The following is a 26,977-nucleotide window of genomic DNA, read 5'->3' as shown; positions in this document are numbered from 1 at the left end:
GCGCGCGCGTCGCCGAAGGCGACATTTTTCCGAGTGGGCCCCTCAGCCCGAAGGGTTGCGGGGCCTGCGAGGAAAAACCCCAGGCAGCGAGCCGTTAGGCGAGCCGCCTGGATCGTTCCCGGTTGGCCCGGAGGGCCTTCCGGGAACGATGGCGCGCGGAACAGGCAGACTACTGTTCATGCTTTCCCGTACGGCACGAGGATCGTCCCTGGTTGCCCCGTTCGTCGCGGCGTTCATCCTGCTGCTCGGCCTCACGGCGTGCAGTAGCGCGGCGCCGGCGGGACCGACACTGCCGCCGGCCCCGGAGCTGCTGAACAAGGCGGCCACGGCGATGTCGGCGATCAAGACAACGGCGGTGGACATCCAGGTCGACCCGACGCTGACCTCGATCCCGATCAGGTCGGCGAACGGCAAGCTGACCTCGACCGGGGACGCGATCGGCACGGCCACTCTCGACCAGGGCTCGGGCACCTACGACTTCCAGTTCGTGATCACCGGCGGCCGTCTGTTCCTCAAGGGCCCGACGGGCCACTACCAGCAGCTGCCGCTGGCTCTGGCCGCCAGCATCTACGACCCGACGGCGCTGCTCAGCCCCGACCGTGGGCTGCCTGCGCTGGTCAGGTCGGCGAACAACGCGGTCACCGAGGCCGAGGAGGACGTCAACGGGGCGCCGGCCTACCGGATTCGCGCGTCGCTGGATCCGACGCTGGTCAGCTCGGTGCTGCCGGGGCTGAGCGGCACGAGCTCCGGCAAGGTGTGGATCGACAAGGCCACCTCGCGGCTGGTACGAGCCCAGCTGGACGTCCCCACCGCGCCCTCCGATCCCGCGCCGACGAGCAGCGCCGCGGCCCCCGGCGGCCCGACCGCCCCGGTGACGGTCACGATGTCCGACTTCGACGCGCCGGTCACGATCACCCCACCAGCCTGATCAACGCATGAGCACTCGCGAGTCGCCGGGCCGGCCGAGGCCCGGTCTGGCCATCGGTGTCGGTGGGCTGGCCGTTTTGCTCGCCGCGCTGGACGGCTATGTCGTCGTCACGGTGCTGGTCGACGTCGTGCGCGACCTCGGCATCCCGCTGAACCATCTGGAGCGGGCCACCCCGCTGGTCACCGGCTACCTGCTCGGCTACGTGGCGGCGATGCCGCTTCTCGGGCAGCTGTCCGACCGGTTCGGCAGGCGCACCGTCATCCAGCTGTGCCTGGTGGGTTTCGCGGTGGGGTCGGCGATCACCGCGAGCGGCACGGTGCTCAGCGTCGTCGTGCTCGGCAGGGCGGTGCAGGGTTTGTGCGGCGGCGCCTTGCTGCCGGTGACGATGGCGTTGGTCAGCGACCTGGTCGCGGAGCGGCGACGAGCCGCCGCGCTGGGTGGGGTGAGCGCGGCCGAGCAGTTGGGCAGCGTCCTCGGGCCGCTCTACGGCGCGTTGCTCGCGGCCGCCATCGGCTGGCGTGGGCTGTTCTGGGTGAATCTGCCGTTGGCGCTCGTGGCGCTGGTCGCGGTCCACTTCGCGATCCCCGGCCGAAGGGCGGACCCGACGGTGCGCCCCCGGGTCGATCTGGTCGGCGGTGCGCTGCTGGCGCTCGCGCTGGCCCTGGGTGTGGTCGGGCTGTACAACCCGGATCCCGGTCGTTCGGTGCTGCCGGCGTGGGGACCGGGCACCCTCGGCGCGGCCGGCGTTGCGTTGCTGGCGTTCATCGGCTGGGAGGTGCGATCCAGCACCCGGTTGCTGGACCCGCGCGGAGTGCACGGCCGACCGGTCCTCGCGGGGCTGCTGGCCAGTTTCGTGGTCGGGGCCGCTCTGATGGTGACGCTGGTCGACGTGCAGTTGTTCGCCGAGTCCGTCCTCAGGCTCCCTGCGCTCGACGGCGCACTGGTGCTGGTCCGTTTCCTGGTCGCGCTGCCGGTGGGTGCGCTGCTGGGTGGTCTGTTGGCACCCCGGATCGGTGAGGCGGTGGTCGCCTCGGGCGGCATGCTCGTCGCCTGCGGCGGTTTCGCGCTGATGTCCGGCTGGCCGGCCGGTCTGCTCACCGCGACGCGCCGGCTCGGTTCCCTCACTCTTCCGATGGCGACGACGGACCTCGCTCTCACCGGTGTCGGCCTCGGGCTGGTGGTGGCGCCGGTGGCCGCCGCCGTGCTGCGCGCGGTTCCCTCGGATCGGCACGGCGTCGCCTCGGCGGCCACGGTCGTGGCACGCACCGCGGGCATGTTGATCGGCATCGCGGCGCTGTCCGCGTGGGGTCTGCACCGCTTCAACCAGCTCACCGCGAACCTGAACACTCCGCTCCCGTTCGGGACGAGCCCGCTGCGGTTCGCGGCCGACATGGCCACCTACGTCCGCGCCGTCCAAGCCGCACTGCTCATCGAGTACCAGGAGATTTTCCGGATCACCGCCGTCCTGTGCCTGGCCGGCGCCGTCGTGACGGCCTTCCTGGGCACCCGGCGGGTCACCGGCCGTGAGTGCCGCGGCCGCTTCTAGCTGGTTGATTCCCACCAGGTCCGCCTCGCAGAGCCTCGTGTCGTGTCGCAGATGTTGGAACATCTGCGACACGACATGAAGGTCTGCGAGGTCGTACCGCAGGCGGCCGCCGTGGTCCTCGACTGGCTCTGCACGTCCGGGTGAGGAATGCGCCCCGGCTGGCGGAGTGAGCCGGATGTGGACGACGTTACGGTTGAGAAAGTCATTGCACACGCAATGAACTTTTCGCTCTGGGGGGAGCGCCATGATTCGACCGCAGGACGACAGTTTCCACCGGGGTTCGGACGATCCGTACTGGAACGAGAGCGCCTGGTTCGGCTTCACCGTCCCGGACAAGCTGATCAACGGCTGGGTGTACTTCTACCACCGCCCGAACATGAACTTCTCTGTCGGCGGCGTCGCGCTCTGGGACCCGTCCGGCGAGTATCCGTGGAACTGCCGGTACTACGACTGGGGGCAGCCGATGGCGCTGCCGCCCGACGCCGACATGTTCGACTTCTCCCTGGACAACGGCCTGACCGTGGCGTGTCGGGAGCCTCTGGACAGCTTCGCCCTCGGCTACTCGACGGACGGCTGCTCCGTCGACCTGGAATGGAGCGCGACCGCACCGCCGCAGTCCCCCGGGGTCGGCGGTTCCGACGAGTACCCCACCGGCTCGGAAGGCTGGGGCAAGGGCCACTACACCCAGCCCGGCCACATCCGGGGCACCATCCAGCTCGGCGGAGAACGACTCGACATCGACACCCCGCATCTGCGCGACCACTCCTGGGGGCCGAGGCGTCCCGGCACGAACCCGCGCGGCAACTTCGCGTCCGCGGTGACCGCCGAGGGCCGCGGCGGGTTCTGTGTCTACGCCGCAAGCGACCTGCCGTTCGACCAGGACCCGTGCGTGGGCGTCCCCGACCCGCTGTCCTACGGGTGGCAGCGCCTCGACGGGAAGTACGGGCGGCTGACGTCGGCGACCAGGACGGTCCTCGAACGCGACAGCCGCCAGCGTCCGCTGCGGGTCGAGCTGGCCGGGGTCGACGAGCACGGGCGTGAGCTCTCCGCGATCGGCACGATGCGCAACTGGCTGTGGTGGCAGGGCTACGCCGAGGTCCTGATGCTGTGGTCGTTGACCGAATGGGACTTCAACGGCGGCACCGTCATCGGCGAGGAGCTCGACTTCTTCCCGCTGCACCAGGCTCGGGCGCTGGTCCGGGGTTAGTCGAGCAGGGCTCGCGCCCAGTTGCGGGTGTCGGCGTACTCCCGCATGGCGGTGATCTTCCCGTCCCGGACGGTGAAGACCCCGATGTTCTTCTGATCGTAGGCCCGGCCGGTCCTACCGGTTGCCCACGAGTGCCATTCGACGAGCACCTGCTCGCCCTCGGCGAAGAGGTTCGTGATCTTCAAACCGACCTCGCGGTCCGGGTCGAGGTGGGCGAACGCGGTCGCAAGGAAGCCGTTGATCACACCGTCGCGGCCGTGCCAGGTGCCGGAGATCGGTAGGTCACCGCTGTACCAGCAGCTACCGTCCTCGGCCCAGGAGTCCCAGATCGTGCCCTGGTCGCCGGCGAGCAGCGCCTCGAAGTAACGGTTGACCACGTCGCGGGGTTCGGTGCTCGCCATGAGGGGTTCCGTCCTTGTCGTCCCGTTCGGCGGGCTGTCCGCCTGGAGACGAGTCAAGCCGGGTGCCCCGGCCGGACCAAGACGCAGAGCGAGCTCTCAGCGATCACCGATCGCTATCGCCGAGGCCGGACGAGCGCATTAGGGTCGAGGCATGTGTGACGCGTCAACCGCTGATCCTCACGAGGTCCTTGCCGCCGCTCCCCGTCCGGCACCCGGCGATGCCGTCGACCCGATCCACCTCGAACCCGTCGACGAGATCACCATCACGACCTTGATCGACAACACGTTCGACGCGTTGCTGGCCGACGCCGAGCACACCCGCCGCCCTCGGCTGGGGTCCCGGGGACGGGTCACCGCGCCGCAGTTCGAGGGTGGGGCGACCGCGGCGGGCCTGCGCGCCGAGCACGGATTCGCCGCGCTCGTGACGGTACGCAGAGGCGACACGACGACCCAGCTGCTCTTCGACACGGGGCTGACCCCCGACGGCATGACCACCAACGCCGAGCGTCTCGGCGTCGACCTGTCGAACCTGCACGGCATCGTGCTCAGCCACGGCCACTACGACCACGCCGGCGGGCTCGCCGGCCTGACCGGGCGTCGCGGCACCCGTGCGCTGCCGATGGTGGTGCATCCGCTGGTCTGGACCCAGCGCAGGCTCGCCGTGCCGGGCGACGAGGTCCGCGACATGCCCACGCTGAGCAAGCGCGCGCTGAACGCCGAAGGCTTCGAGGTGATCGAACGTCGCCAGCCGTCCCTGCTGGTCGACGGCTCCGTCCTCATCACCGGTGAGATCGACCGGACGACGGACTTCGAGCACGGCATGCCGCCCGCGCACCAGGCGTGGGACGGCTCCGGGTGGCACCACGACCCGCTGGTGATCGACGACCAGGCGCTCGTGGTGCACGTGCGCGGTCACGGTCTGGTGGTGCTCACCGGATGCGGTCACTCGGGTGCGGTCAACATCGTGCGGCACGCACAACGACTCACCGGGGTGGACCGGTTGCACGCGCTGCTCGGCGGCCTGCACCTGGGCGGGCCGGCGTTCGAACCGACGATCGCGCCGACGGTGTCCGCGCTGACCGAGCTGAAGCCCGCACTGATCGTGCCCGGTCACTGCACGGGCTGGCGGGCGCAACACGCGCTCGCCGCTGCTCTGCCCGACTCCTGGGTGCAGAGCAGCAGCGGCACGTCGTACCAGCTGGCCGCCGCGGCGGCCTAGGAGCGGTTACAGGTCGGGGAACCAGAGCTTGATCTCACGCGCCGCCGACTCGGTCGAGTCGGAGCCGTGTACCAGGTTGAACTGCGTCTCCAGACCGAAGTCACCCCGGATCGTGCCCGGGGTCGCCTTCTCGACCGGGTCCGTGCCGCCGGCCAGCTGGCGGAAGGCCGCGATCGCGCGCGGTCCCTCGACCACGGCCGCCACCAGCGGTCCCCCGGTGATGAACTCGAGGAGATCGTTGAAGAAGGGCTTGCCGTCGTGCTCGGCGTAGTGCTGGCTCGCCAGCTCCCGATCCACCGTGCGCAGGCGCAGCGCCACCAGCCCGAGACCCTTGGCCTCGATCCGGGAGATCACTTCGCCGACCAGCCGACGCTCAACACCGTCGGGCTTTACCAGAACCAATGTCCGCTCACTCACAGTCGCGGAGCCTAGCGGTCTGCCATCCACGCCCTGACGGCTCCCCGTGGGTCAGGGTTGTTGCTGGCTGGGGAGCTGGCCGGCCGCCATCCGGCGGGCCACGTCGCGGCGCATCATCAGCAGGGCGAACCAGACCAGACCGAACAGCAGGGCCAGCACCGCGAGGGCTATCACCAGGAAGCCGCTGAGCAGCAGGAGCACCTGCAGCCCGATGACCAGCTTGATCGCCCATGGCCTGCTCAGGTAGCGGCAGGCCACGACCATGGCGGCGGCCAGCACCAGGACGACGACCACACCCAACGGTCCGCCGTTGCTGCCGAACTTGCTGGTCACCAGCAGGGTCAGCAGCGTGACCATCGCCTCGAGGATCAGCGTGGCCGCCATGACTCCCCGGAAGCCCTTCATCGGGTCCGGTGGTGACGGCTGCTCGGTCACGCGCTCGCCTTGCCGAACAGCAGCCGCGCTTCACCCGCGGTCACCACGGACCCGGTGATCAGCACTCCCCCACCGGCCAGCGAGTCGGCGTCCTGGTCGACGTCCTCGGCGAGCTCGACGGCCTGCTCGACCGCGTCGTCCAGCCGAGGCTCGACCGCCACCCGGTCGGCACCGAAGACCTGGACCGCGATCGCGGCCAGCTCGTCGACGTCCAGGGCGCGCGGCGAGGCGTTCTGGGTGACGACGACCTCGTCGAGCACGGGTTCCAGCTCCTCGAGCATCGCCGTGACGTCCTTGTCCCGCAGCACGCTCAGAACGCCGACGAGCTTGCGGAAGCCGAACTCATCGAGCACCGCGGCGGCGAGCGCGCGGGCGCCGTGCGGGTTGTGCGCCGCGTCCACCAGCACAGCGGGTGCGGTGCGCAGCCGTTCCAGCCGGCCCGGCGCGGTGACACCGGCGAAGGCCGCGCGGACCGCGTCGATGTCGAGCTGGCGGTCCGCACCGGCGCCCAGCAGTGCCTCGGCCGCCGCGAGCGCAACGGCCGCGTTGCCCGCCTGATGTTCACCGTGCAGCGGCAGGAACACCTCGTCGTACGCGCCGCCCAGGCCCTGCAGCTTCAGCAGCTGGCCGCCGACCGCCTTCTCCCGGCGCAGCACACCGAACTCCATGCCCTGCCGCGCGACCGTGCAGCCCAGCTCGACGCACCGCTCCAGCAGCACGGCGGCGACCTCGGCCTCCTGTGAGGCCATGACCGCGATCGAGCCGGGCTTGATGATCCCGGCCTTCTCCGCCGCGATGCCCAGGATGTCCGAGCCGAGGTACTCGACGTGGTCGATCCCGATCGGGGTGATCACCGAGACGGTGCCGTCGGCCACGTTCGTGGCGTCCCAGCGACCGCCGAGACCGGTCTCCACCACGGCGGCCTCGACCGGCGCGTCGGCGAACGCCGCGTAGGCCATCGCGGTGAGCACCTCGAACTTGCTCAGGTTCGGACCGTCGCCCTTCGCGTCGATCAGCTCGATGTAGGGCTGGAGCTCCCGGAACACCTCGACGTAGCGTTCCCGGGAGATCGGTGCGCCGTCGAGTGTGATCCGTTCGGTGGCGCTCTGCAGGTGCGGGCTGGTGTAGCGACCGGTACGCAGACCCACCTCGGACAGCAACGCATCGATCATGCGGCTCACCGAGGTCTTGCCGTTGGTGCCGGCGATGTGCACCACCGGGTAGGCCCGCTGCGGCTCGCCGAGCAGGTCCACCAGCGCGCTGATCCGGTCGAGACTCGGTTCGATCTTCGACTCGGGCCAGCGCTGGTCGAGCTCGGCCTCGACCGCCTGGAAGTCGGCGGCCACCTGCTGTTCGTGCTCGGCCAGCCGCTGCGCCTCCGCCTCGGAGGATGTCCGTTTGCCGCCTGCCACGCCTACCTCATGCCTCCGGCAGCGCGGCGAGCGCCGCCCGGATCCGCTCGATGTCGGCCGCCGCCGTGTCCCGCCGGGCACGGATGCCCGCCACGACGTCGGCGGGGGCGCGCTCGGTGAACTTCGGGTTGCCCAGCTTGCCCTCGGTGCCGGCCAGCTCCTTCTCCGCGGCCGCCAGGTCCTTGCCCAGCCGCGCGCGCTCGGCCGCCACGTCGATCGTGCTCGACGTGTCCAGCTCGACCCGCACCGAACCGCTGGCCAACCCGACCTCGACCGTCGCGCTCGCGGTGAAGCCGTCCTCCGCCGGGCTCAGCTTCGCCAGCGCGCGCACCGCGTCGAGATGCTCGTGCAGACCCGCGTCGTCGATGCCGATGACCCGTGCCGGCACCTTCTGTGCCGGCTGCAGCCCCTGGTCCGCGCGGAACCGGCGGACCTCGGTGACCAGCTTCTGCACGGCCTCGATCCGCTGCGACGCGGCGGTGTTCGAGGTGCTCGCCTGGTCGGTGAGCCGAGGCCAGGACGCGACGACCAGCGACTCCTCACCGGTCAGCGCGGTCCACAACGTCTCGGTCAGGAACGGCATGACCGGGTGCAGCAGCCGCAGCAGCACGTCGAGCGTGTTGCCGAGCACCGCCTGGGTGTTGGCCGCCCGCGCCGGGCTCTCGGCGATCTGGACCTTCGCCAGCTCCAGGTACCAGTCGCAGAACTCGTCCCAGGTGAAGTGGTAGAGCGCCTCGGTGGCCTTGGCGAACTGGTAGTCCTCCAGCAGCGCGTCGACCTCGGCGGTCACCGCACCCACCCGGTCCAGGATCCAGCGGTCCGCGTCGGTGAGCTGGGACGGGTCGATCTCGGCGTTCGGGTCCGCACCGTTGGCCATCGCGAACCGCGTGGCGTTCCACAGCTTCGTACCGAAGTTGCGCGCGGCCTGGATCGCGTCCTCGCCGATCGGCGCGTCCGTACCCGGGTTCGCCACCCTGGCCAGCCCGAACCGCAGCGCGTCGGTGCCGTAGGAGTCCATCCACACCGTCGGGTCGACCGTGTTGCCTGCCGACTTAGACATCTTCTTGCCGAACTGGTCACGCACCATGCCGTGCAGCGCGATCGTGTCGAACGGGATCGACTCGGCGGGCCCGTCGTCCTTCATCGCGTACAAGCCGAACATCATCATCCGGGCGACCCAGAAGAACAGGATGTCGTAGCCGGTGACCAGCACGGACGTCGGATAGAACTTCGCCAGGTCGGGCGTGCGCTCCGGCCAGCCGAGCGTGGAGAACGGCCACAGCCCGGAGGAGAACCAGGTGTCGAGCACGTCCTCGTCCTGCGTCCAGCCCTCACCGGTCGGCGGCTGCTCGTCGGGACCGACGCACACGATCTCGCCGTTCGGCCCGTACCAGACCGGGATGCGGTGGCCCCACCACAGCTGACGCGAGATGCACCAGTCGTGCATGTTGTCGACCCAGCCGAACCAGCGCGGCTCGAGCGACTTCGGATGGACCGCGACCCGCCCGTCACGCACCGCGTCACCGGCCGCGGTGGCCAGCGGCCCGACGTTGACGAACCACTGCAGCGACAGCCTCGGCTCGATCGGCTCGTGCTTGCCGCGCGAGGAGTGGCCGACGCTGTGCAGGTAGGGGCGCTTCTCCGCGACGATCCGGCCCTGCTCGCGCAGCGCCTCGCGCACGGCGACCCTCGCTTCGAACCGGTCCATGCCGTCGAACTGTGTGCCGGTGTTCGCGATTCGGCCGGTCTCGTCCATGATCGAGGGCATCGGCAGGTCGTGCCGACGGCCGATCTCGAAGTCGTTGGGGTCGTGCGCGGGGGTGACCTTGACCGCGCCGGTGCCGAACTCCGGGTCGACGTGCGCGTCCGCCACGATCTTGATCTTGCGACCGACGAGCGGCAGCTCGATCTCGGTCCCGACCAGGTGCGCGTAGCGCTCGTCGTCGGGGTGCACGGCGACCGCGGTGTCACCCAGCATCGTCTCGACCCGGGTGGTGGCCACGACCAGCGCGTCGTCGCCGTCGCCGTAGCGGATGGAGACCAGCTCGCCCTCGACCTCGCGGTGTTCCACCTCGACGTCGGACAGCACGCTGCGCAGCTCGGGCGACCAGTTCACCATGCGCTCGGCGCGGTAGATGAGGCCCTCGTCGAACAGCCGCTTGAACATCGTCAGGACGGCACGGTTGGACCGCTCGTCCATGGTGAACCGTTCGCGCGACCAGTCGACGCTGTCACCGAGGCGCCGCATCTGGGACAGGATCTTGCCGCCGTGCTCGGCCTTCCACTGCCAGGTGCGTTCGATGAACGCCTCCCGGCCCAGTTCCCGGCGGCTGGTGCCCTCCTCGACCAGCGCCTTCTCGACCAGCGTGTGCACCGCGATCGAGGCGTGGTCCATACCGGGAAGCCACAGCGTCTCGTAGCCCTGCATCCGGCGGCGGCGCACCAGCACATCGATCAGGGTGTGCTCGAAGGCGTGTCCGATGTGCAGGCTGCCGGTGACGTTCGGCGGCGGGATGACGATGGTGAACGGAGGCTTGTCGCTGGCCGCATCGGCGGTGAAATAGCCGGCGTCCACCCACTGCTGATAGAGGCGAGCCTCTACCTCAGCCGGCTCCCACCGCGAGGGGAGGGACGCACGCTGTTTGGGTGGAAGTGTTTCAGTCACCACACAAGTCTACGAGCGACACCCGACGGTGTTATTCGGTGGGTTTCCAGGCCTTCGCGCGCTCGCTCAACCGGGTCGCCAGCTCGGCGGTCGCCGCCGAGGGGTCCTCGGCGCGACCGGCCGCCAGTCCGATCAGGAACGCGGTCACCGGAGCGGCCGGCCGCGCCACGTTGTGCGCCACGGCGGCGGTCAGGTCCAGTACCTCGGTGGTGGTGGTCCCAGGATCGGTGAGGTCCAGCTCCAGCTCATCGCAGACGAACTCGATCCACTCCGACATGGTGCTCATGCCCGAGACCCTAGCCCGACCACTCGCACAGACCGTGCGCACGCCGCACAGAGACCCCAGCCCAAGGCCAGTCGCCGGCCGGCGGTGGGGTACACGGGCTGCGCCCCACAGCCGTCGAACCATGATCACCACGGCTTGGTGGCTGTTTCCAGACGAAAAATCAGCCGCCACACCGAGGTGATCAAGAAAACCGGTCAGCCGCCGAACAGGGGGACGACCTTGATCAGGAGCTGCCAGATGCCGTAGGCGAACGGGACCAGCACCCAGAGCCAGGCGATCACGGTCAGGACCAGGCGGGCCGGAGTCATCGACCCCGCTGTCGATCCGGTCATCGTCATGCCACCTCTCTGGCCGAGGCGGCACCCGCCACCGGCTCGTGGAACTTCTCCGCCACCGGCTTGATCAGCTCGTTGCACACGAAGCCGACCACCAGCAGGCCGATCATGATGCGGAACGACAGGCTGTACAGGTCGGGCCCGGACAGCCCGGCCGCCTTCTGCGCGTCCGCGATCGCGTTGACGATGAACGGGCCGAGCACCCCGGCGACCGACCACGCGGTCAACAGCCGGCCGTGGATCGCGCCCACCTCGTAGGTGCCGAACAGGTCACGCAGGTAGGCGGGCACGGTGGCGAACCCGGCGCCGTAGAACGACAGGATGAGCATCGCGCAGACCAGAAACACGGTCTTGCTGCTGTTCTCCGCCAGTTCCAGCGCTAGGTAGAGCAGCGCGCCCACACCCAGGTACATCCGGTAGATGTTCTTGCGCCCGATCAGGTCCGACACCGAGGACCAGACGAACCGACCCAGCATGTTGGCCAGCGACAGGATCCCGACGAACCCGGCAGCGACCGTGGCGAGGGTCTGCGCGGGCGTGTCACCCCGGAAGAAGTCCTGGTAAATGGGTGCCGCCCGTTCGAGGATGCCGATCCCGGCGGTCACGTTGAAGCACAGCACGACCCAGAGCAGCCAGAACTGAGGAGTCTTGATCGCGTTGCGGGCGGAGACGTTGGCCAGGGTGACCAACGGCCGCGACCGCACCGAGGCCGGGTCCCAGCCGGCCGGCCGCCAGTCGTCGGCGGGTACCCGGATCAGCAGCCAGCCCAGCGACATGAACACCGCGTACACGACGCCGTGCACGAGGAAGGCCTGGGCGATACCGCCTGCCTGGGCGTTCGCGCCGGTCGCACCGAACGCCTTGAGCATCGAGCTCGACCACGGTGACGCGATCAGTGCGCCGCCGCCGAACCCCATGATCGCCAGCCCGGTGGCCATGCCCGGCTTGTCCGGGAACCACTTGATCAGCGTGGACACCGGCGAGATGTAGCCGATGCCCAGTCCGATACCGCCCACGAAGCCGTAGCCGAACACGACGAGCCAGTACTGGCCGACCGCCACACCCGCCGCCGAGATCAGGAACCCGGCGGAGAAGCACGAGGTGGCCACGAGCATCGCCCAGCGCGGTCCCTTGTGGTCGACCTTCGTGCCGAACAGCGCCGCCGAGATGCCCAGCATCACGATGCCCAGCTGGAACGGCAGCGCGCTCAGCGTGCCCGCGTGCGAGCTGCCCTTGAACATGGTGGCGCTGAGCGGATCCTTGAATACGCTCCAGGCATAGGCCTGTCCGATCGACAGATGGATGGCCAACGCGGCGGGCGGGACCAGCCAGCGGCTCCAGTCGGGAGGTGCGACGATGCGCGAACGGTCCAGAAAGCCGGCTTCGGCCATATCAGTTGCTCCACTCATGCGCGACGGTGCGCCGATGGTGACATCGGGAAACGATGTCCGTCCTCAGGATGTTGCAACATACAGGGGGCGGCCGCGCGCCGAACGTGACAGCTGACCGGAAGGAAGCACACCATGGGGCGACTGATTGCCCGAGCTTCGGTGCTGAAGCTCGACTCCGGGCAGGCGCGCCGCACTCCGGACCGACTCGCGGTCGAGGAGCCGCTCGAGCTCCGGGTCGACGGCAAAGCGCTCGCGGTGACCATGCGGACACCCGGCCACGACGTCGAGCTGGCCCACGGCTTCCTGCTGACCGAAGGCGTGATCGGCGCGGTGCCGGACGTGGCGACGGCGCGGTACTGCGACTCCGTCGACGACGCCGGCCGCAACACCTACAACGTGCTCGACATCGCGCTGGGCCCCGGGGTGCCGCCGCCGGACACCGGCGTCGAGCGGAACTTCTACACCACGTCGTCGTGTGGGGTGTGCGGTAAGGCCTCGCTCGACGCGGTCAAGCTGCGTACCCGGTTCTCCCCCGCCGACGACCAGCTGGAGGTCACGCCCGCGCTGCTGTCCGAGCTTCCCGACCGGCTGCGTGAGGCCCAGCGGGTGTTCGACAGCACGGGCGGGCTGCACGCCGCCGGCCTGTTCAGCGCGGACGGCTCGCTCCTGGTCGTCCGGGAGGACGTCGGCAGGCACAACGCGGTCGACAAGGTCATGGGCTGGGCGCTGCTCAACGGCCGTATCCCGGCGGCGGGCACCGTGCTGATGGTGTCCGGGCGCACGTCGTTCGAGCTCGTGCAGAAGGCGGTGATGGCGGGCGTTCCGATGCTCGCGGCCGTGTCCGCCCCGTCCTCGCTCGCGGTGGACCTCGCGGCCGAGTCCGGCATGACCCTGGTCGGCTTCCTGCGTGGCCAGTCGATGAACGTCTACACCGGCGCCGAGCGCATCAAGTACTCGTGAGTGTTGAGTATGGCTATAGCCATACTCAACACTCACGAGTACTTACGTGGTGTAGTCGGCGTTGATGCGGATGTAGCCGTCGGTCAGGTCGCAGCCGTAGACGGTGAAGTCCCCGTCGGAGATGCCGAGGTCGACCGTGATCAGGACCTCGGTGCCCTGCAGGTGCTTCGACGCGGCTTCCAACACGTCGTCGGTGGACGGCGCCGGGTAGGTCTCGACGTCCCCGAAGCGGATGACCACCCGCTCCGGGTCGATGTCCAGCTCGTCCTCGCACTTGCCGACGGCCATCGCCACCCGGCCCCAGTTCGGGTCGGCACCGTGCACGGCCGTCTTGACCAGCGGCGAGTTGACGATCGCCTTCCCCACCCGCTTGGCCTGCGCGTCGTCCCGTGCGCCGTGCACCCGGACCTCGATGAGCTTGCTGGCGCCCTCACCGTCCGACGCGACGGCCCGGACCAGCGACAGCGCGACGTCGTAGAGCACCGACTCGAACTCGGCGGTGTCGACGGGTCCGGCGAGACCGTTGGCGAAGATCGCCGCGCTGTCGCTGGTCGAGGTGTCGGTGTCGATGCTCAGCGCGTTGAACGTCCGGTCCACCACCCGGCGGAAGACGTCGTCCAGTACCTGCTGGTCGAGCTGGGCGTCGGTGAAGAAGAACGTCAGCAGCGTCGCCATGTTCGGCTCGATCATGCCGACGCCCTTGGCGATTCCGACGACGGTCGCGGCCCCGCAGGTCGCGGACACATGTTTGACGACGGTGTCGGTGGTCATGATCGCGGCCGCCGAGGCTTCGAGGTCCGCGTTCTCCGGCGGGGTCGGCAGTGCGGCGAGCCCGGCGCGCACCCGATCCATCGGGTACTGGCGCCCGATCACCCCGGTGGACGCGATCAGCAGCTCCTCGGGCCGGACACCCGCCGCGCCGGCGACCAGCTCCCTGACCTCCCGCGCGTTCGCCAGTCCTTCGGCACCGGTGGCGACGTTGGCGTTACGGGCGACCACCACCATGCCGCGCGCACCACCGGCCCGCGCGCTCTCCCGGCTCAGCAGCACGCTGGGGCCCGCGAACCGGGAACGGGTGAACACCGCCGAGGAGGTGGCAGGCACGGTCGACAGAACCGCCGTGAAGTCCGGCAACGGGTCCTTGATGCCCAGCGACGCTGTCCACCCGACGAACCCCTGAGGCGATGGTCCCGACATCCGCGCGTCCTCCCCAATCAACAGCCTGCATATTCATGCAACCTACTGAATTACCATGCTAGCGCGCAAATGCGCGGTCCCATGATCACCACCGTCTGAGGGCTGTTTTGCGGCCCGAAAACAGCCGTCAGACGGTGGTGATCATGGGAAGCCGGCCGGAACGAGAAACAGCCGCGCACGGGAGGCCCGTGCGCGGCTGGTTCGGAGCGTGCTCGCCCGGCTAGGCCGAGCGGTCGCGGCGTTCGCGGCGGGCCGGCTGGCGGGGCACGATCGTCGGGTTGACGTTCTCCCGGACGGTCTTGCCGGTCACCTGGACCTTGGCCACGTCGTCGCGGCTCGGGATGTCGTACATCACCGGCAGCAGGACTTCTTCCATGATGGCGCGCAGACCACGAGCTCCGGTGCCGCGCAGGATCGCCTGGTCGGCGATCGCCTCCAGCGCGTCGTCGGTGAACTCGAGCTCGACGCCGTCCATCTCGAACAGCTTCCGGTACTGCTTGACCAGCGCATTGCGCGGCTCGGTCAGAATCTGGACCAGTGCGTCCTTGTCCAGGCTGGTCACCGAGGCGACCATCGGCAGACGGCCGATGAACTCCGGGATCAGACCGAACTTGATGAGGTCCTCCGGCATGACGTCGCCGAAGCTCTCACTGGCGTCCAGGTCCTTCTTCGACCGAATCTCCGAGCCGAAGCCGATGCCCCGCTTGCCCGAGCGGTCACCGATGATCTTCTCCAGCCCGGCGAACGCACCGGCCACGATGAACAGCACGTTCGTCGTGTCGATCTGGATGAACTCCTGGTGCGGGTGCTTACGCCCGCCCTGGGGCGGCACCGAGGCCGTGGTGCCCTCCAGGATTTTCAGCAGTGCCTGCTGTACGCCCTCGCCGGAGACGTCCCTCGTGATCGAGGGGTTCTCCGACTTGCGCGCGATCTTGTCGACCTCGTCGATGTAGATGATTCCGGTCTCGGCGCGTTTGACGTCGTAATCGGCGGCCTGGATGAGCTTCAGCAGGATGTTCTCGACATCCTCGCCGACGTATCCGGCCTCGGTGAGCGCTGTGGCGTCGGCGATGGCGAACGGCACGTTGAGCATCTTGGCCAGTGTCTGCGCCAGGTATGTCTTGCCGCAGCCCGTCGGGCCGAGCATCAGGATGTTCGACTTCGCCAGCTCGACGCCGTCGTTGCCGTCCCGACCCTTGTCGCCTGCCTGGATGCGCTTGTAGTGGTTGTAGACCGCTACCGAGAGCGTCCGTTTGGTGGCGCTCTGACCGATCACGTACTGATCGAGGAAGTCGTGGATCTCGGCGGGCTTGGGCAGCTCGTCGAGCTTGACCTCACCGGCCTCGGCCAGCTCTTCCTCGATGATCTCGTTGCAGAGATCGATGCATTCGTCGCAGATGTACACGCCGGGACCGGCGATCAGTTTTTTGACCTGCTTCTGACTCTTCCCGCAAAAAGAGCACTTGAGCAGGTCACCGCCGTCACCGATGCGCGCCATGAGTGCGTACCTAACGTCCCATCCGGTGCACCCGAGCGGCGCACCCTCTTTGACCGTACCCGTCGAACCCGCTGCACGGGGAGGCTAAGACTGCCCTCATTCAGCGAGGTGCGGCGGTAGGTCCGCTACGACTGGCGTGTCGCGGACCGTACCGCCCATCATCTCACCAAAATCCGCACTGTCAGCGCCCTACGACGGACAACTTCCGACTCTGGATGATTTCGTCGACGATGCCGTAGTCCTTGGCCTCCTGAGCGGTCAGGATCTTGTCCCGCTCGACGTCGGACCGGACCTTCTCCTCCGCCTGCCCGGTGTGATGGGCCAGCGTGGTCTCCATCAGGCGGCGCATCCGGGAGATCTCCTTGGCCTGGATCTCCAGGTCCGAAACCTGGCCGTAGGCGCCCTCCATCGCCGGCTGATGGATCATCACCCGCGCGTTGGTCACAGCCAACCGCCGACCGGGTGTACCCGCCGCGAGCAGAACGGCCGCCGCCGACGCGGCCTGCCCGAGGCACACCGTCTGGATGTCCGGGCGGATGTACTGCATCGTGTCGTAGATCGCCATCAGAGACGTGAACGACCCGCCGGGCGAGTTGATGTACATGGTGATCTCGCGGTCCGGGTCGGTCGACTCCAGCACCAACAGCTGCGCCATGACGTCGTTCGCCGACGCGTCGTCGATCTGCACCCCGAGGAAGATGATGCGTTCCTCGAAGAGCTTGTTGTAGGGGTTGGATTCCTTGACCCCGTAGCTGGTGCGCTCGATGAACGAGGGCAGCACGTAGCGAGACTGGGGTGCCTGGTACTGGGACACGTGCTTCTCCTCCTACTTCGCGCCGTCGACCTGCGGCGCACGAGACACCACGTGGTCGATGAAGCCGTACTCCAGGGCCTCCTGCGCGGTGAACCAGCGGTCCCGGTCCGAGTCCGCGGTGATCTTCTCCGGCGTCTGCCCGGTCTGCTCCGCGATCAGCTCCGCCATGACCTTCTTGTGCCTACGGAACTGCTCGGCCTGGATGGCGATGTCCGACTCGGTTCCGCCGACGCCCGCCGACGGCTGGTGCATCAGGATCTGGGCGTGCGGCAGTGAGAAGCGCTTGCCCTTCTCACCGGCCGACAGCAGGAACTGGCCCATCGACGCGGCGAGGCCCATCGCGTAGGTGGCCACGTCGCAGTCGATGAACTGCATCGTGTCGTAGATGGCCATGCCGGCGTTGACCGAACCGCCCGGCGAGTTGATGTACAGCCGAATGTCGCTCTCGGAGTCCTCTGCCGACAGCAGGAGAAGCTGCGCGACGATCCGGTTCGCGATCTCGTCGTCCACCTGCTGGCCGAGCACGATGATGCGCTGCTGCAGCAGCCGCTCGTAGACCGAGTCACCGAGCGTCATCGTCGGCGTCGCGGTCCGCATCTGAGGGACCCTCGGGCTGGATGGGTACTGCGTCACGTCTGCCTGCTTTCTGTTCCGTATCCGCCGCTCTCGACCGCGTGCCTACGACACTAGCCAAGCTCGCCGTCGATCATGCCGATATGACGCCCTCGTTCGCTCAGAGCACAGGGCCCGTGTCGAGAGGATCAGGCCTTCGAGGAGGCCGGCTCCTGCTCCGAGGACTCGGTCGCCTCGGCCTGCTCGGTGGTCTCGACCTCGGCGTCCGTCTCCGACTCGTCCCCACCGAAGAACTCGGACAGGTCGACCTCGGTACCGGACTCGTCGGTGATGCTCGCCTGACGGACGACGTGTCCCAGCGCCTTGCCGCGACGCACGTCCGCGTAGACCGCACCGAGCTGACCGGCCTGCTGGGTGCGCTGCAGGAACTCCTCGGGGCTGATCCCGAAGCGCTGGGCCTGCGAGACGATCTGCTGGGTCAGCTCCATGTCGCTGACACCGACCTCTTCGGCGTCGGCGATCGCGTCCAGGATCAGCTGCGTCTTCACCGACTTCTCGGCGTCGGCCTTGGCCTCGGTGTCGAACTCCTCGCGGGTCTTGCCCTGCTCGGACAGCCACTGCGCGAAGCGTTCCTCGTCGTGGTCGAAGGCGTGGATCGCGTCGTGCTCACGCACGTCCAGCTCGGCCTTCAGCACGCTCTCCGGCAGCGGGACCTCGGTGTCGGCGATGAGTCCCTCGAGCACCTTGTCCCGCGCCTGGGCGGCCTGCTGCATGCGCTTGGCCTGGCCGAGGCGCGTGCGCAGGTCCTCGGTCAGCTCGTCGAGCGTGTCGAACTCGCTGGCCAGCTGGGCGAACTCGTCGTCGGCGGCGGGCAGCTCGCGTTCCTTGACCGCCGTGACGGTCGCGGTGATCGCGGCTTCCTGGTTGGCGTACTCGCCCGCGACCAGGGTGCTGGAGAACGTGGCGCTCTCGCCCTCGGACAGGCCGACGAGTGCCTCGTCGATGCCGTCCACCAGACCACCGGAACCGACCTGGTAGGACAGCCCGGTCGTCGCGGCCTCCTCGACGGCTTCGCCGTTGACCGTGGCGGACAGGTCGACGACCACGAAGTCGTCCTTGGCCGCGGGGCGCTCGACACCGGTGAGGGTGCCGAAGCGGGCGCGCAGCGCGTCCAGCTGCTCGGTGACGTCCTCATCGGCGACCGCGACGTCGTCGACGGTCACGGCGATCTTCGAGGCGTCCGGCAGCTCGATGCTGGGCCGGACGTCGACCTCGGCGGTGAAGGCGAGCTGCTCGCCGTCCTTGATCTCGGTGACCTCGATCTCCGGCTGGCCGAGCGGACGGACCTGCTCGGCCGAGATCGCCTCGCTGTACTTCGCCGGGATGGCCTCGTTCACCACCTCGTCGAGCACGACCCCCCGACCGAGACGGTTCTCCAGGATGCGGGCCGGAGCCTTGCCCGGGCGGAAGCCGGGGATGCGGACCTGCTGAGCGAGCTTGCGGTAGGCGCGGTCGAAGTTCGTCTTGAGCTCGTCGAAGGGCACCTCGACGTTGATCTTGACGCGCGTCGGGCTGAGCTGCTCGACGGTGCTCTTCACGTAATCTCCTCGTACTGATGACATGCTGAGACAGGCTGGTGGAGCAGGAACCACAGCCTCGCGGGCGTCTCTCGTTACCACCCGAGGCGGACGCGCCGACCATGGCACCGCTGCTCGCCCCGTGCGGGGCCTCCGGCCGAGTCTAGGCGAACGGCCGGTGCAGGCACGTGACCGGGCTGTTCCAGGCCGTGTCCGACGAATCGGGCGAAGTCGCGCCTCACCGACGGTTATCTGCCCGCCAACACACAGTCACCACAGATTCCGCCGCCGGGCACGCGGTAGTAGAGGCAGCAGGAATGCCTGCGGAACGCCCAGCTGTCCGCCAGCGTCCCGGCGCCGGACAGCGGTGCACGGTCGAGCAACAGCCGGACCAGCCGTCCCGACGTCGCCGCCGCCGAGGGCCGGGTCCTGGCGACCAGCCGCCCGGCCGCGACGACCGCCGAGGCGGCATTGCCCCGGAGCGACCGCTGCGGGACCGACGCCTGTCGTCGGATCGCCTCGGCCAGCGCGTCCAGGTGTGGTGCGAGCAGGACGTCCGCGACAGCGTCCGCCAGATCGCCGTCGGCGGGCCGGCACGCGCGCTGGTCGGCTTCCCACAGCGGCCACGGCCCGACCACCGACACCCGCCAGTGCAGCGAATCCGGCGACCACGGGGGTACCAGCCGGTGCACGGCGGCGACCGCGATCAGCGGCGACACGAGCCGGGCCACCAGCCCCTGGTAGGTGATGGAGGCCGCGACCCGGCGGTCCGCATCGGAGTCCGTCACACCGAGCGCGTCCGCCACCTTGCGAATCCGGGCGGCCAGCGGCTCGGGATCCGAGTAGAGCTCGCTCATCGGACGCCAGCTGTCGTCGACCGCCTCGGCGGGGTTCGCGGTCACGGCGAAGAACGGCCCGATACCGGCGACGTCGTCCAACGCGCCGCGGATGTCGAGACCGGTGGTGGGTGCGGAGCTCGATTCGGAAGTCATGTCCCGTTCATGGTGGCGTATCTCGCACGGTGCCGCTCTCCGTCGAGGCCGACACAGCGCGAATTCCCGCTGCCCGGGACGACGCGGCGTCGGTTCAGGGCGCGGAGCCGGCGAGCGCCGCCGCCAGTCCGAGTACGACGGCCATCAGCGTCATCTCACCACCGAGCCACCGCGCGACGGGCACGGTGGACTTCCCGGACCCTGCCCGGCCGGCGAGCGCGGCGGCCCTGGGCAACAGGACGCGACGAGCGCGCCAGCCCAGCCCGAGCAAGACGCTCAGCACGGCGGTCTTCATCAGGATCAGCCTGCCGTAACCGGTGCCGGTCAGGTCGGCGAGACTCGGCAGGCGGAACGCCGCGCTGAGCACACCGGACACCAGCACGAGCACGGCGCAGTACCCCGCGACGCCGGAGAAGCGGGGCAGGACCAGACCGAACAGCACCGGCCGGTTCCGCGCGACGATCGCCACCGCGAACAGCCCGCCGACCCAGCAAGACGCCGCGACCACATGCAACGTGATCGCCAGTACCGCCGGATCCTGGCTCGCGTGCGCACCCGCGTGCCCGGTGACCGCACCCGGCAGTATCCCGAGCACGGCGGCCCCCACGGAGAACTCGGGACAGCGACGCCCGGCACCGGAGTCCCCGAACCTGTGCCGGACGACCTGGACCGCCATCACCAGCACGGCGCACACACCGGTGAGCAGCAGACCTCGTCCCGCGGCGACCTCGGTCCCGTACCGCAGCAGGGTCGAAGGGCGCAGCGCGAACGGCGAGCCGCCGACCGCGTCACTCGCCTGCAGCCAGAGCTCCACCGCCGCCGCGATCGCCCAGCACGCGCCGGCCGCCAGCGCGAGGCGCCCGGAGCCGCGTCCGGCCGCCCGGCGGGCGCGCTCGACGACCCCGCCGGGCAGCCGCCGTCCGCTCCGCGGGGCGAGACCGCCTCCGGGCAGCAACAGCGGCAGCGCACCGGCGCCGATCACCAGCGCGCCGAGTCCGTCCACCAGCAACCGCACGGCCGCGACGGCGAACCCCAGCGAGCCCGAACCCGGCAGGTTCGCCTCGACCGGGGCCCGGCCGCCGAGCCACGTTCCCCACAGGACCGATCCGAGTGCACCGACGACGACCAGCGCGACGAGCGTCCACCGGACGACCCGGGACTCGGCGGCCCGAGCCCTCGATCGCGATCCCGGATCAGTCGTTGTCATTCGTGCGGGATCCATTACCTCGAATGGGCCAGAAACTCGACGGAACGGTAATTTTCCGCTCCCGGTCGAGTGAGAAACCCATCCCACTTTTGATGCGCCGCGTCAACGATGATAATGATCTCCAATGCGCGACGAGGTTGAGACCAGGGAAGAGTGGTCCGCTGGCGTCTGCTCGATGGTGACAAGTGAGCTGTTGAGCGGTACCCAACGCGGAATGTTGACGGCCGCGGAGGCCCATCAGCTGAGCACTCGCTTCCTCGTGCTCCTCGACCAGGCGCTCGATCTGCCGTCGCTGCGCGCCAGCATGCAGTCCCTCAATCCCTGGGACTGCGTGATCTAGGCGGCCTCGCTCAGCCCTGAGGCTGGATCTCGCCCATCTCCGACCATCCGGAAGCGGGCACACCCTGGACGTTGATGATCTCCGGGGTGGTCGCGACGAGTTCCGACATCCGGCTGACGGCCTTCTTGAAGTGATCGGACGTCACGTGCGCCTCGGCCGCATCGTCCTGGAACGCCTCGACCAGCACGTACTGGTGCGGGGTGTCCACACTCTTCGACCACTCGAAGAAGATGTTGCCCGGTTCGGCGCGGGTCGCCTTGGTGAACTCGTCGACCTCGGACAGCCACTGATCACTGTATTCCGGGCGAGCGGTGAACTTGACGACGATGAAAATCATGACCGTCCCTTCGGGCCGTGAGCGATGTAAGCGCAACCGCGAGCATGATATGAGCTGGCGCGGGATTCGCCACTTGATCGTCTCGACTTGAGACGTCGCCCCTGAGAGGCCGCCGGACGTTTTCGAGGCGACCGTCCCAGGCAGGACCGACCGGTGCGGCCGGAAAAGACTGGACCTATATATCAACTTGGTGAAAGCCTGGGCCCTTGCGACAATATTGCTATAACGTGGCTCGCGACAGGGCTGTAGCCAACCTGGAGAACTCGATGAGCGAGCTCGCTTTCGTCCGACCCGTCGATACCGTGTCGGTCGCTGATCGGGTCATCAACGAACTACGCAGTGCGATCCTCTCCGGACGGCTGAAGCCGGGCCAGGAGTTCTCCCTCCGTCAGATCGCGGGTGAGCTCGGGGTGAGCTTCATCCCGGTGCGCGAGGCGCTGCGCAGTCTGGAGGCCGAGGGCCTCCTGCTCACCCACCGCGGACGCAGCGCCAGCGTCGCGCCGATGACCAGCGACGAGGTGGAAGCGATCTTCCGGCTGCGTCGTCAGGTCGAGCCGGAGCTCGCCGCGCAGGCCGCCGTCATGCACACCCCCGGCGGCCTCGACGACATCGAGCGGGCGCTGGCGGTGTGCGACAACCCGTCGGTGACCGCGGAGCAGCACCACGAGCTCCACCATCAGGCGCACATGGACCTGGTGCGGCCCGCGATGACCGCCTGGGACCGTCGGCTCGTCGAGACGCTGCTGCGGGCCACCTCGCGCTACCTGCGGCTCGGGATCACCGTGGTCGACGACGTGACCCAGGTGACGCAACGCCGGTGCTCCGAGCACGTCGAGGCCCACCGCGAGCTGGTGGACACCCTGCGCACCGGTCAGTCCGAGCGGGCCAGGGAGATCATGGAGCGTCATCTCGGCGAGGTGGAACAGGTCGCGCTGGGTGCGGTCCCGCCGCCAGACTGATCATCTCTGGCACAGTGACGAGGTGCCTTCCTCCCCGCCGGTCCAGGCCTTGGTCGTGGTCGACATGCAGACCGGGTTCGTCTCCGGCGACCATGCCGTCCCCTCGGCCGAGAAACTGGTCCCGGTCGTCCGGCGCCTGCTCGAACGCGCCCGCGCCGCCGGCTCCCTCGTCGTCCACCTCCAGAACGACGGCGCCCCCGGGACCCCCGACGAACCGGGTACCGGCACCTGGCGACTCCACCTGCCCGCCGAAGCCGGCGAACCGGTGATCAGCAAGTCGGTCGACGACGGGTTCGATCGCACCGAGCTCGGAGCGATCCTGGTCGCACACGGAATCCGACGACTGGCGATCTGCGGTGTCCAGTCGGAGATGTGCGTCGGCGCGACCGCACGGACGGCATTGGATCGCGGCTACGGCGTGGTCCTCCCGCACGACGCCCACGCCACCTACGACGTGCCCGCGCCACCCGGCGGCACCGAGGGGGTACCCGCGGCTCAGGCGGCCCGGGTGGCCGAATGGGCCCTCGGTGACGGCGTCGAGGTGGTCGCGACGTCCGCCGAGGTCACCTTCGCCCCTGGTATTCGGCCCTGACGATCGCTGCACAGAGGCCCGCGTCGCACCTGACACACCTCAGCGTTCGGCCTCCTCTCCCGAGTGGGAGAGGAGGCCGACTCCACTGGTAGAACCATCTGAGCGGGCGACGGGAATCGAACCCGCGTAGCCAGTTTGGAAGACTGGGGCTCTACCATTGAGCTACGCCCGCGTATCGCCGGTGCGGCGACTCGTACAGCCTAGCTCACGCGCGCGCAGTAGCGTTCCCGGCATGGCTCGCGTTCCCTATCTGACACCGTCCACCGCCCCGGAAACGGTCGCGGGCACATTGGACAAGCTCGCTCCGCTGCACGTCTTCGGTCTGATGGCGCACGCGGAGACGGCGTTCCGGCCGTGGTTGCGGTTCGGTGGCGCGCTGCTCAACGATCTGGCGCTCGACCCGGCACTGCGCGAGCTGGCGATCCTGCGGGTCGGCCAGCTGGCCGCGCGCTACGAGTGGGACCAGCATGTTCCCATCGCGCTTGCCGTCGGCGTCACCCAGGAACAGATCGACGCGGTCGACCGCGACGAGCTGGACCGGCTGGACCCGTTGCCCCGCGCGGTACTGGAGTTCGTGACCGGCGTCGTCACCGACGACGTGGACGACGCCCGCTACCAGGCGGTCGCGTCGCGACTGAGCGAACGCGAGGTCGTCGAGCTGTCGCTGGTGGCCGCGCACTACCTGATGCTGGCCCGGATGATGACCACACTCCGGATCGACCCGGACGCGGCGGCGGGTCCCGACAAGCTGCTACGTGGATAGCTGACAACTCACTTGGAGTGACACGCTAGGCTCAACCCGGTACACGGGGTGTAGCGCAGCTTGGTAGCGCACTCGCTTTGGGAGCGAGGGGCCGTGGGTTCAAATCCCGCCACCCCGACCACACAGGTCGGACGCGCTCGGATTCCGCCGACGGAATCCGAGCCCGGTTCCGCTCAGCAGTAGCCGGCGAGTCCGTCGTCGAGTTCTTCCTGGTCACCGTCCTGCGCCGCTGACAGGGCCTGCTGCAGTGCGAACGTCCCGCGAATCGCCGCTATCCGGCCTCGGACGTCGTCGGGGGCCTCGAGCCGCTGGAGCAGCCGGTCGAGCAGCCCGTCGCCGTACCCGGCGGCCAGCGCGGCCAGATCCTCTGCCTGGTCCCCCCTCGCCACGCCGTCCCAGTCGACGACGCCGACCAGGTGCGGCGCACCGTCGTTCCATTCCCAGAGCAGGTTCTCCCCACCCAGGTCACCGTGTACGACCGACGTCGCGGCGAAGGACACCCCGACGACCTGGGCCAGCTCCGCGTCGGCCCTCGCCCGCCCTGCCTCGGACATCAGCGGGTACAGCGCGCGCCGGACGTCCCGCGCGAAACCCGACCAGCGGCCGGCCGGCGCACCGGGCAACGCGGAGGCCTTCGACGTGGCACCCGCGGCGGCGAGCGCGTGCAACAGCGGAGCCAGGTCGGCGGCCATCGCGTCGGCCACAGACGGATCCCCGACCCGCTCGACGTCGATCGGCTCACCGGGCACCCTGGTGAACACGGCATACCCGCTGCCCGCCGCAGACACCGGTTGCGGGACCGCCACACCGAGACCGAGACCGTCGACGACCCGAAGGACCTCGACCCGCTCCGGCAACCGGGCGGCGGCCGAGTCGGTACGCGCGAAACACACCACCCGACGCGCGCCCACGACCACCTGGTGGAACTGCCCCTCGTGGGTCACGAACGTCGCCGGGTCCTCCCCGGCAAGCTCCCGCCGCAACACGTCGTTCCGCCGATCGGTCAAGGGCTACCCGGTGATGCGGGCGAGCTTGCGCCCGACCTTGAGGTACCGGTCACCGGACTGGCCGTCGAGCTTGTCCTTCAGCACGTCGGCCAGCGAGGTGCGCAGGTCGTCCGCGCTCAGCGGCACCTGCCGCTGGCCGTCGGCGGACTCGACGACGAGCCGCAGACCGTTCTGCTGCGCGACCCGGCGCACGTCACCGTTGCTCTTCGCGAACCCGAGCGACTTGACGACCTCGGTCAGCGGCTGGTCGAGGTCAGCCACCTCGGGCAGGTCCTCGACCTCACCGAAGGTCCGCTTGGAGAATCGCGCAACGAACTCCTCACGCGCCTTCATCGCGGCGTCGACGCCGTGGATCGCGGCGGTCACCTCACCGGCCAGCACCTTCTTGAGGTCCATCGGGTGCACCGAACCGTCGCCCACCCGCGCGTCGACCACGGCGATCTCGCTGTCACGCCACTCGGTCAGCGCACGCAGGTACGGCTCCACGAGCCGGTCCGGCACCGACATGATCTTGCCGAAGATCTCGTTCGCCGGAGCGGTCAACGGGACGTAGTTGCCCTTGGACTTGCTCATCTTCGCGCCGGTGCCGTCGGTGCCCTCGATCAGCGCCGTCGCCGCGACCAGCTCGGGGATCTGGCCACAGATCTCCATGACCTTGCGGCACATCTGCATGTTCAGGAACTGGTCGATGCCACCCAGCTCGATGTCACAGTTGATCTCCACCGAGTCCAGGGCCATGGCGACCGAGTAGAGCAGCTCGGCCAGCGACAGTCCCTCACCCGCGTCCAGGCGCTTACGGAAGTCCTCCCGCTGCAGCGACATGGACACCGGGATGTGCGCGGAGATCTCGATCAACCGGGGCAGGGTGACCTCGCGCAGCCAGTCACCGTTGTGCCGGAACTGCGCCCGGGTGAAGTCGAAGAACGGACCGACCTGCTGCCGGTAGGTCGCCAGGTTCCTGGCGATGTCCTCGTCGGTCAGCGGCGGACGCTCGTCGGATCGGCCACTCGGATCGCCGATCTTGGCGGTCACGTCACCCACGATGAGCACCACCTGGTGCCCCATGCGCTGGAAGCGGCTGAGGATCTGCATCGGCACCGCGTGCCCGAGATGGACCTCGTGACCGGTCGGATCGATGCCGAGCTTCGCGATGAACGGCCGGCCCTTCTCCGCCGCCGACGTGATGCGCTTCGCCAGCGCCTCGGCAGAGGGCTGAAGCTGCTGGCAGCGGTCGGCGATCAGCGTCGCCTGCTCGACCGGCGATAGATCGGACAGATCCATCGAGCGACGCGGCGCGGTGATCTCCAACAGCTCCCGCACCGCGACGTCAGCCGCGAGATCCGCACCTTCCAACAGTGCGGTGGCATGATCAACAGACTGGCTCAGACGGGACACGCGTCTATCTTGCCTGTTTCGCGCGCCATCGTTCCCGGAGGGCCCTCCGGGCCAACCGGGAACGATCCAGGCGGCGGGCCCTAACGGGCCCGCTGCCTGGGGTTTTTCCTCGCGGACCCCCTTCGGGGGCCCACTCGGAAAATGTCGCCTTCGGCGACGCGCGCGCTTGGTGCCCCGGCTTGGAAGCCGCCACTCATGCACTACCCGCCTGCGGCGGAACCCCTCCGGGCACCTCTGCGGGGCCACCCATGCACCGTGCCTCACCACACTCCCGGTGCAAGCTGAGGGGCTGCAGGCGCGATGCGCAACCCACGACGCACCCGCGCAGGCAACAAGGACCCGTGAGTGTTTTGGGCTGCCAGGGCAACCCAAAACACTCACGGGCCCTTATCCCGCTGCGGGTGCTCATGCGTCTGTCAAGTTGGCTCCGCGAGTCTCCGAAGGAGTTCCGGCGAAGGCCGGGCAGTGAATGTCCGCAACCAACGTCGCCAACTCCGTCGGCGGCTCCCCAGTCGGCCACAAGC

At 69.0% G+C, this 26,977-nt stretch carries 27 protein-coding genes and 2 tRNA genes; 10 read left to right on the top strand and 19 right to left on the bottom strand.

What is annotated here, in order from left to right; genetic code table 11:
- Positions 1–178: 178 nt before the first annotated feature.
- From G406_RS0142590 to G406_RS0142575, 3 genes are all read left to right on the top strand, one after another.
- Positions 179–928, top strand: a complete 750-nt coding sequence (locus tag G406_RS0142590; protein WP_028938626.1) for an LppX_LprAFG lipoprotein — start codon at positions 179–181, stop codon at positions 926–928.
- Between the two features lie 7 nt (positions 929–935).
- Positions 936–2,474 carry an MFS transporter gene (locus G406_RS53250; protein ID WP_051343434.1) on the top strand — a complete coding sequence of 513 codons (1,539 nt, stop codon included), beginning with the start codon at positions 936–938 and terminating at the stop codon, positions 2,472–2,474.
- Positions 2,475–2,718: 244 nt separating this feature from the next.
- Positions 2,719–3,681: a DUF7065 domain-containing protein gene (locus G406_RS0142575; protein WP_028938625.1), complete on the top strand. Its 963-nt coding sequence runs from the start codon at positions 2,719–2,721 to the stop codon at positions 3,679–3,681.
- Here G406_RS0142575 and G406_RS0142570 read toward each other — a convergent pair.
- Entirely contained in the window at positions 3,678–4,082 is a 405-nt protein-coding gene (locus G406_RS0142570; protein ID WP_028938624.1) for a nuclear transport factor 2 family protein, read from the bottom strand. The genes G406_RS0142575 and G406_RS0142570 overlap by 4 nt on opposite strands.
- A gap of 151 nt (positions 4,083–4,233) precedes the next feature.
- Here G406_RS0142570 and G406_RS0142565 point away from each other — a divergent pair, with 151 nt between their 5' ends.
- On the top strand, positions 4,234–5,301 hold the full coding sequence (locus G406_RS0142565; RefSeq protein ID WP_028938623.1) for an MBL fold metallo-hydrolase: 1,068 nt from the start codon (positions 4,234–4,236) through the stop codon (positions 5,299–5,301).
- A 6-nt stretch (positions 5,302–5,307) separates the two neighbouring features.
- Here G406_RS0142565 and ndk read toward each other — a convergent pair whose 3' ends face one another.
- From ndk to G406_RS0142530, 7 genes are all read right to left on the bottom strand, one after another.
- Entirely contained in the window at positions 5,308–5,718 is a 411-nt protein-coding gene (ndk, locus tag G406_RS0142560) for a nucleoside-diphosphate kinase (RefSeq protein ID WP_028938622.1), read from the bottom strand.
- Between the two features lie 51 nt (positions 5,719–5,769).
- Entirely contained in the window at positions 5,770–6,153 is a 384-nt protein-coding gene (locus tag G406_RS0142555) for a DUF4233 domain-containing protein (RefSeq protein ID WP_028938621.1), read from the bottom strand.
- Positions 6,150–7,565 (bottom strand): bifunctional tetrahydrofolate synthase/dihydrofolate synthase, encoded by a 1,416-nt coding sequence (gene folC / locus G406_RS0142550; protein ID WP_156935464.1) that lies wholly within the window; start codon positions 7,563–7,565, stop codon positions 6,150–6,152. Before folC ends, G406_RS0142555 begins: the two co-directional genes overlap by 4 nt.
- Before the next feature lie 7 nt (positions 7,566–7,572).
- Positions 7,573–10,230, bottom strand: coding sequence for a valine--tRNA ligase (locus G406_RS0142545; RefSeq protein WP_028938619.1), 2,658 nt, complete (start codon positions 10,228–10,230; stop codon positions 7,573–7,575).
- 31 nt (positions 10,231–10,261) lie between these two features.
- Positions 10,262–10,516 (bottom strand): DUF6457 domain-containing protein, encoded by a 255-nt coding sequence (locus G406_RS0142540; RefSeq protein WP_028938618.1) that lies wholly within the window; start codon positions 10,514–10,516, stop codon positions 10,262–10,264.
- A 194-nt stretch (positions 10,517–10,710) separates the two neighbouring features.
- Positions 10,711–10,848, bottom strand: a complete 138-nt coding sequence (locus G406_RS57670; protein ID WP_156935463.1) for an MFS transporter small subunit — start codon at positions 10,846–10,848, stop codon at positions 10,711–10,713.
- A 2-nt stretch (positions 10,849–10,850) separates the two neighbouring features.
- Positions 10,851–12,242: an OFA family MFS transporter gene (locus G406_RS0142530; protein WP_028938617.1), complete on the bottom strand. Its 1,392-nt coding sequence runs from the start codon at positions 12,240–12,242 to the stop codon at positions 10,851–10,853.
- A gap of 132 nt (positions 12,243–12,374) precedes the next feature.
- On the opposite strand from G406_RS0142530, the gene fdhD reads away from it, so the two are divergent.
- Entirely contained in the window at positions 12,375–13,202 is an 828-nt protein-coding gene (gene fdhD, locus G406_RS0142525) for a formate dehydrogenase accessory sulfurtransferase FdhD (protein ID WP_028938616.1), read from the top strand.
- 42 nt (positions 13,203–13,244) lie between these two features.
- Here the strand turns inward: fdhD and argJ are convergent, their stop codons facing one another.
- The 7 genes from argJ to G406_RS0142490 form a co-directional block, all read right to left on the bottom strand.
- Positions 13,245–14,399, bottom strand: coding sequence for a bifunctional glutamate N-acetyltransferase/amino-acid acetyltransferase ArgJ (gene argJ / locus G406_RS0142520; RefSeq protein ID WP_028938615.1), 1,155 nt, complete (start codon positions 14,397–14,399; stop codon positions 13,245–13,247).
- A gap of 220 nt (positions 14,400–14,619) precedes the next feature.
- Positions 14,620–15,897: an ATP-dependent Clp protease ATP-binding subunit ClpX gene (gene clpX / locus G406_RS0142515; RefSeq protein WP_028938614.1), complete on the bottom strand. Its 1,278-nt coding sequence runs from the start codon at positions 15,895–15,897 to the stop codon at positions 14,620–14,622.
- A gap of 181 nt (positions 15,898–16,078) precedes the next feature.
- The gene (locus tag G406_RS0142510; RefSeq protein ID WP_028938613.1) at positions 16,079–16,711 is read right to left on the bottom strand and encodes an ATP-dependent Clp protease proteolytic subunit; all 633 of its coding nucleotides are present in this window, start codon (positions 16,709–16,711) and stop codon (positions 16,079–16,081) included.
- 12 nt (positions 16,712–16,723) lie between these two features.
- Complete coding sequence (locus G406_RS0142505; RefSeq protein WP_084216870.1) at positions 16,724–17,344, bottom strand: ClpP family protease; 621 nt, start codon at positions 17,342–17,344, stop codon at positions 16,724–16,726.
- Between the two features lie 128 nt (positions 17,345–17,472).
- The gene (gene tig, locus G406_RS0142500; protein ID WP_028938611.1) at positions 17,473–18,882 is read right to left on the bottom strand and encodes a trigger factor; all 1,410 of its coding nucleotides are present in this window, start codon (positions 18,880–18,882) and stop codon (positions 17,473–17,475) included.
- Between the two features lie 227 nt (positions 18,883–19,109).
- Positions 19,110–19,853 (bottom strand): (2Fe-2S)-binding protein, encoded by a 744-nt coding sequence (locus G406_RS0142495; protein ID WP_084216868.1) that lies wholly within the window; start codon positions 19,851–19,853, stop codon positions 19,110–19,112.
- Positions 19,854–19,947: 94 nt separating this feature from the next.
- Positions 19,948–21,060, bottom strand: coding sequence for a copper resistance D family protein (locus G406_RS0142490; protein WP_028938609.1), 1,113 nt, complete (start codon positions 21,058–21,060; stop codon positions 19,948–19,950).
- A gap of 124 nt (positions 21,061–21,184) precedes the next feature.
- Between G406_RS0142490 and G406_RS0142485 the strand changes: the two genes are divergently transcribed.
- Positions 21,185–21,400 carry a hypothetical protein gene (locus tag G406_RS0142485; protein WP_028938608.1) on the top strand — a complete coding sequence of 72 codons (216 nt, stop codon included), beginning with the start codon at positions 21,185–21,187 and terminating at the stop codon, positions 21,398–21,400.
- A gap of 10 nt (positions 21,401–21,410) precedes the next feature.
- Here the strand turns inward: G406_RS0142485 and G406_RS0142480 are convergent, their stop codons facing one another.
- On the bottom strand, positions 21,411–21,737 hold the full coding sequence (locus G406_RS0142480; protein WP_028938607.1) for a putative quinol monooxygenase: 327 nt from the start codon (positions 21,735–21,737) through the stop codon (positions 21,411–21,413).
- A 266-nt stretch (positions 21,738–22,003) separates the two neighbouring features.
- On the opposite strand from G406_RS0142480, the gene G406_RS0142475 reads away from it, so the two are divergent.
- Both G406_RS0142475 and G406_RS0142470 read left to right on the top strand, forming a co-directional pair.
- Complete coding sequence (locus tag G406_RS0142475) at positions 22,004–22,696, top strand: GntR family transcriptional regulator (RefSeq protein WP_028938606.1); 693 nt, start codon at positions 22,004–22,006, stop codon at positions 22,694–22,696.
- A 22-nt stretch (positions 22,697–22,718) separates the two neighbouring features.
- Positions 22,719–23,288, top strand: coding sequence for an isochorismatase family protein (locus tag G406_RS0142470; protein ID WP_028938605.1), 570 nt, complete (start codon positions 22,719–22,721; stop codon positions 23,286–23,288).
- A gap of 101 nt (positions 23,289–23,389) precedes the next feature.
- Here G406_RS0142470 and G406_RS0142465 read toward each other — a convergent pair.
- Positions 23,390–23,460 (bottom strand) — tRNA-Gly (locus tag G406_RS0142465).
- 60 nt (positions 23,461–23,520) lie between these two features.
- Here G406_RS0142465 and G406_RS53245 point away from each other — a divergent pair.
- On the top strand, positions 23,521–24,051 hold the full coding sequence (locus G406_RS53245) for a carboxymuconolactone decarboxylase family protein (RefSeq protein ID WP_084216864.1): 531 nt from the start codon (positions 23,521–23,523) through the stop codon (positions 24,049–24,051).
- Between the two features lie 44 nt (positions 24,052–24,095).
- A tRNA-Pro gene (locus G406_RS0142455) sits at positions 24,096–24,172 on the top strand.
- 52 nt (positions 24,173–24,224) lie between these two features.
- Here G406_RS0142455 and G406_RS0142450 read toward each other — a convergent pair.
- Positions 24,225–25,058: an aminoglycoside phosphotransferase family protein gene (locus G406_RS0142450; RefSeq protein WP_028938604.1), complete on the bottom strand. Its 834-nt coding sequence runs from the start codon at positions 25,056–25,058 to the stop codon at positions 24,225–24,227.
- Positions 25,059–25,061: 3 nt separating this feature from the next.
- On the bottom strand, positions 25,062–26,453 hold the full coding sequence (gene tyrS, locus G406_RS0142445) for a tyrosine--tRNA ligase (protein WP_028938603.1): 1,392 nt from the start codon (positions 26,451–26,453) through the stop codon (positions 25,062–25,064).
- Positions 26,454–26,977: the final 524 nt, after the last annotated feature.

The sequence above is a fragment of the Actinospineispora spinosispora DSM 44797 genome (assembly GCF_000429025.1).
Taxonomy (GTDB): domain Bacteria; phylum Actinomycetota; class Actinomycetes; order Mycobacteriales; family Pseudonocardiaceae; genus Pseudonocardia; species Pseudonocardia spinosispora.
Note: the sequence above shows the minus strand (reverse complement) of the source record. Positions and strands in the feature narration are given on the sequence as shown.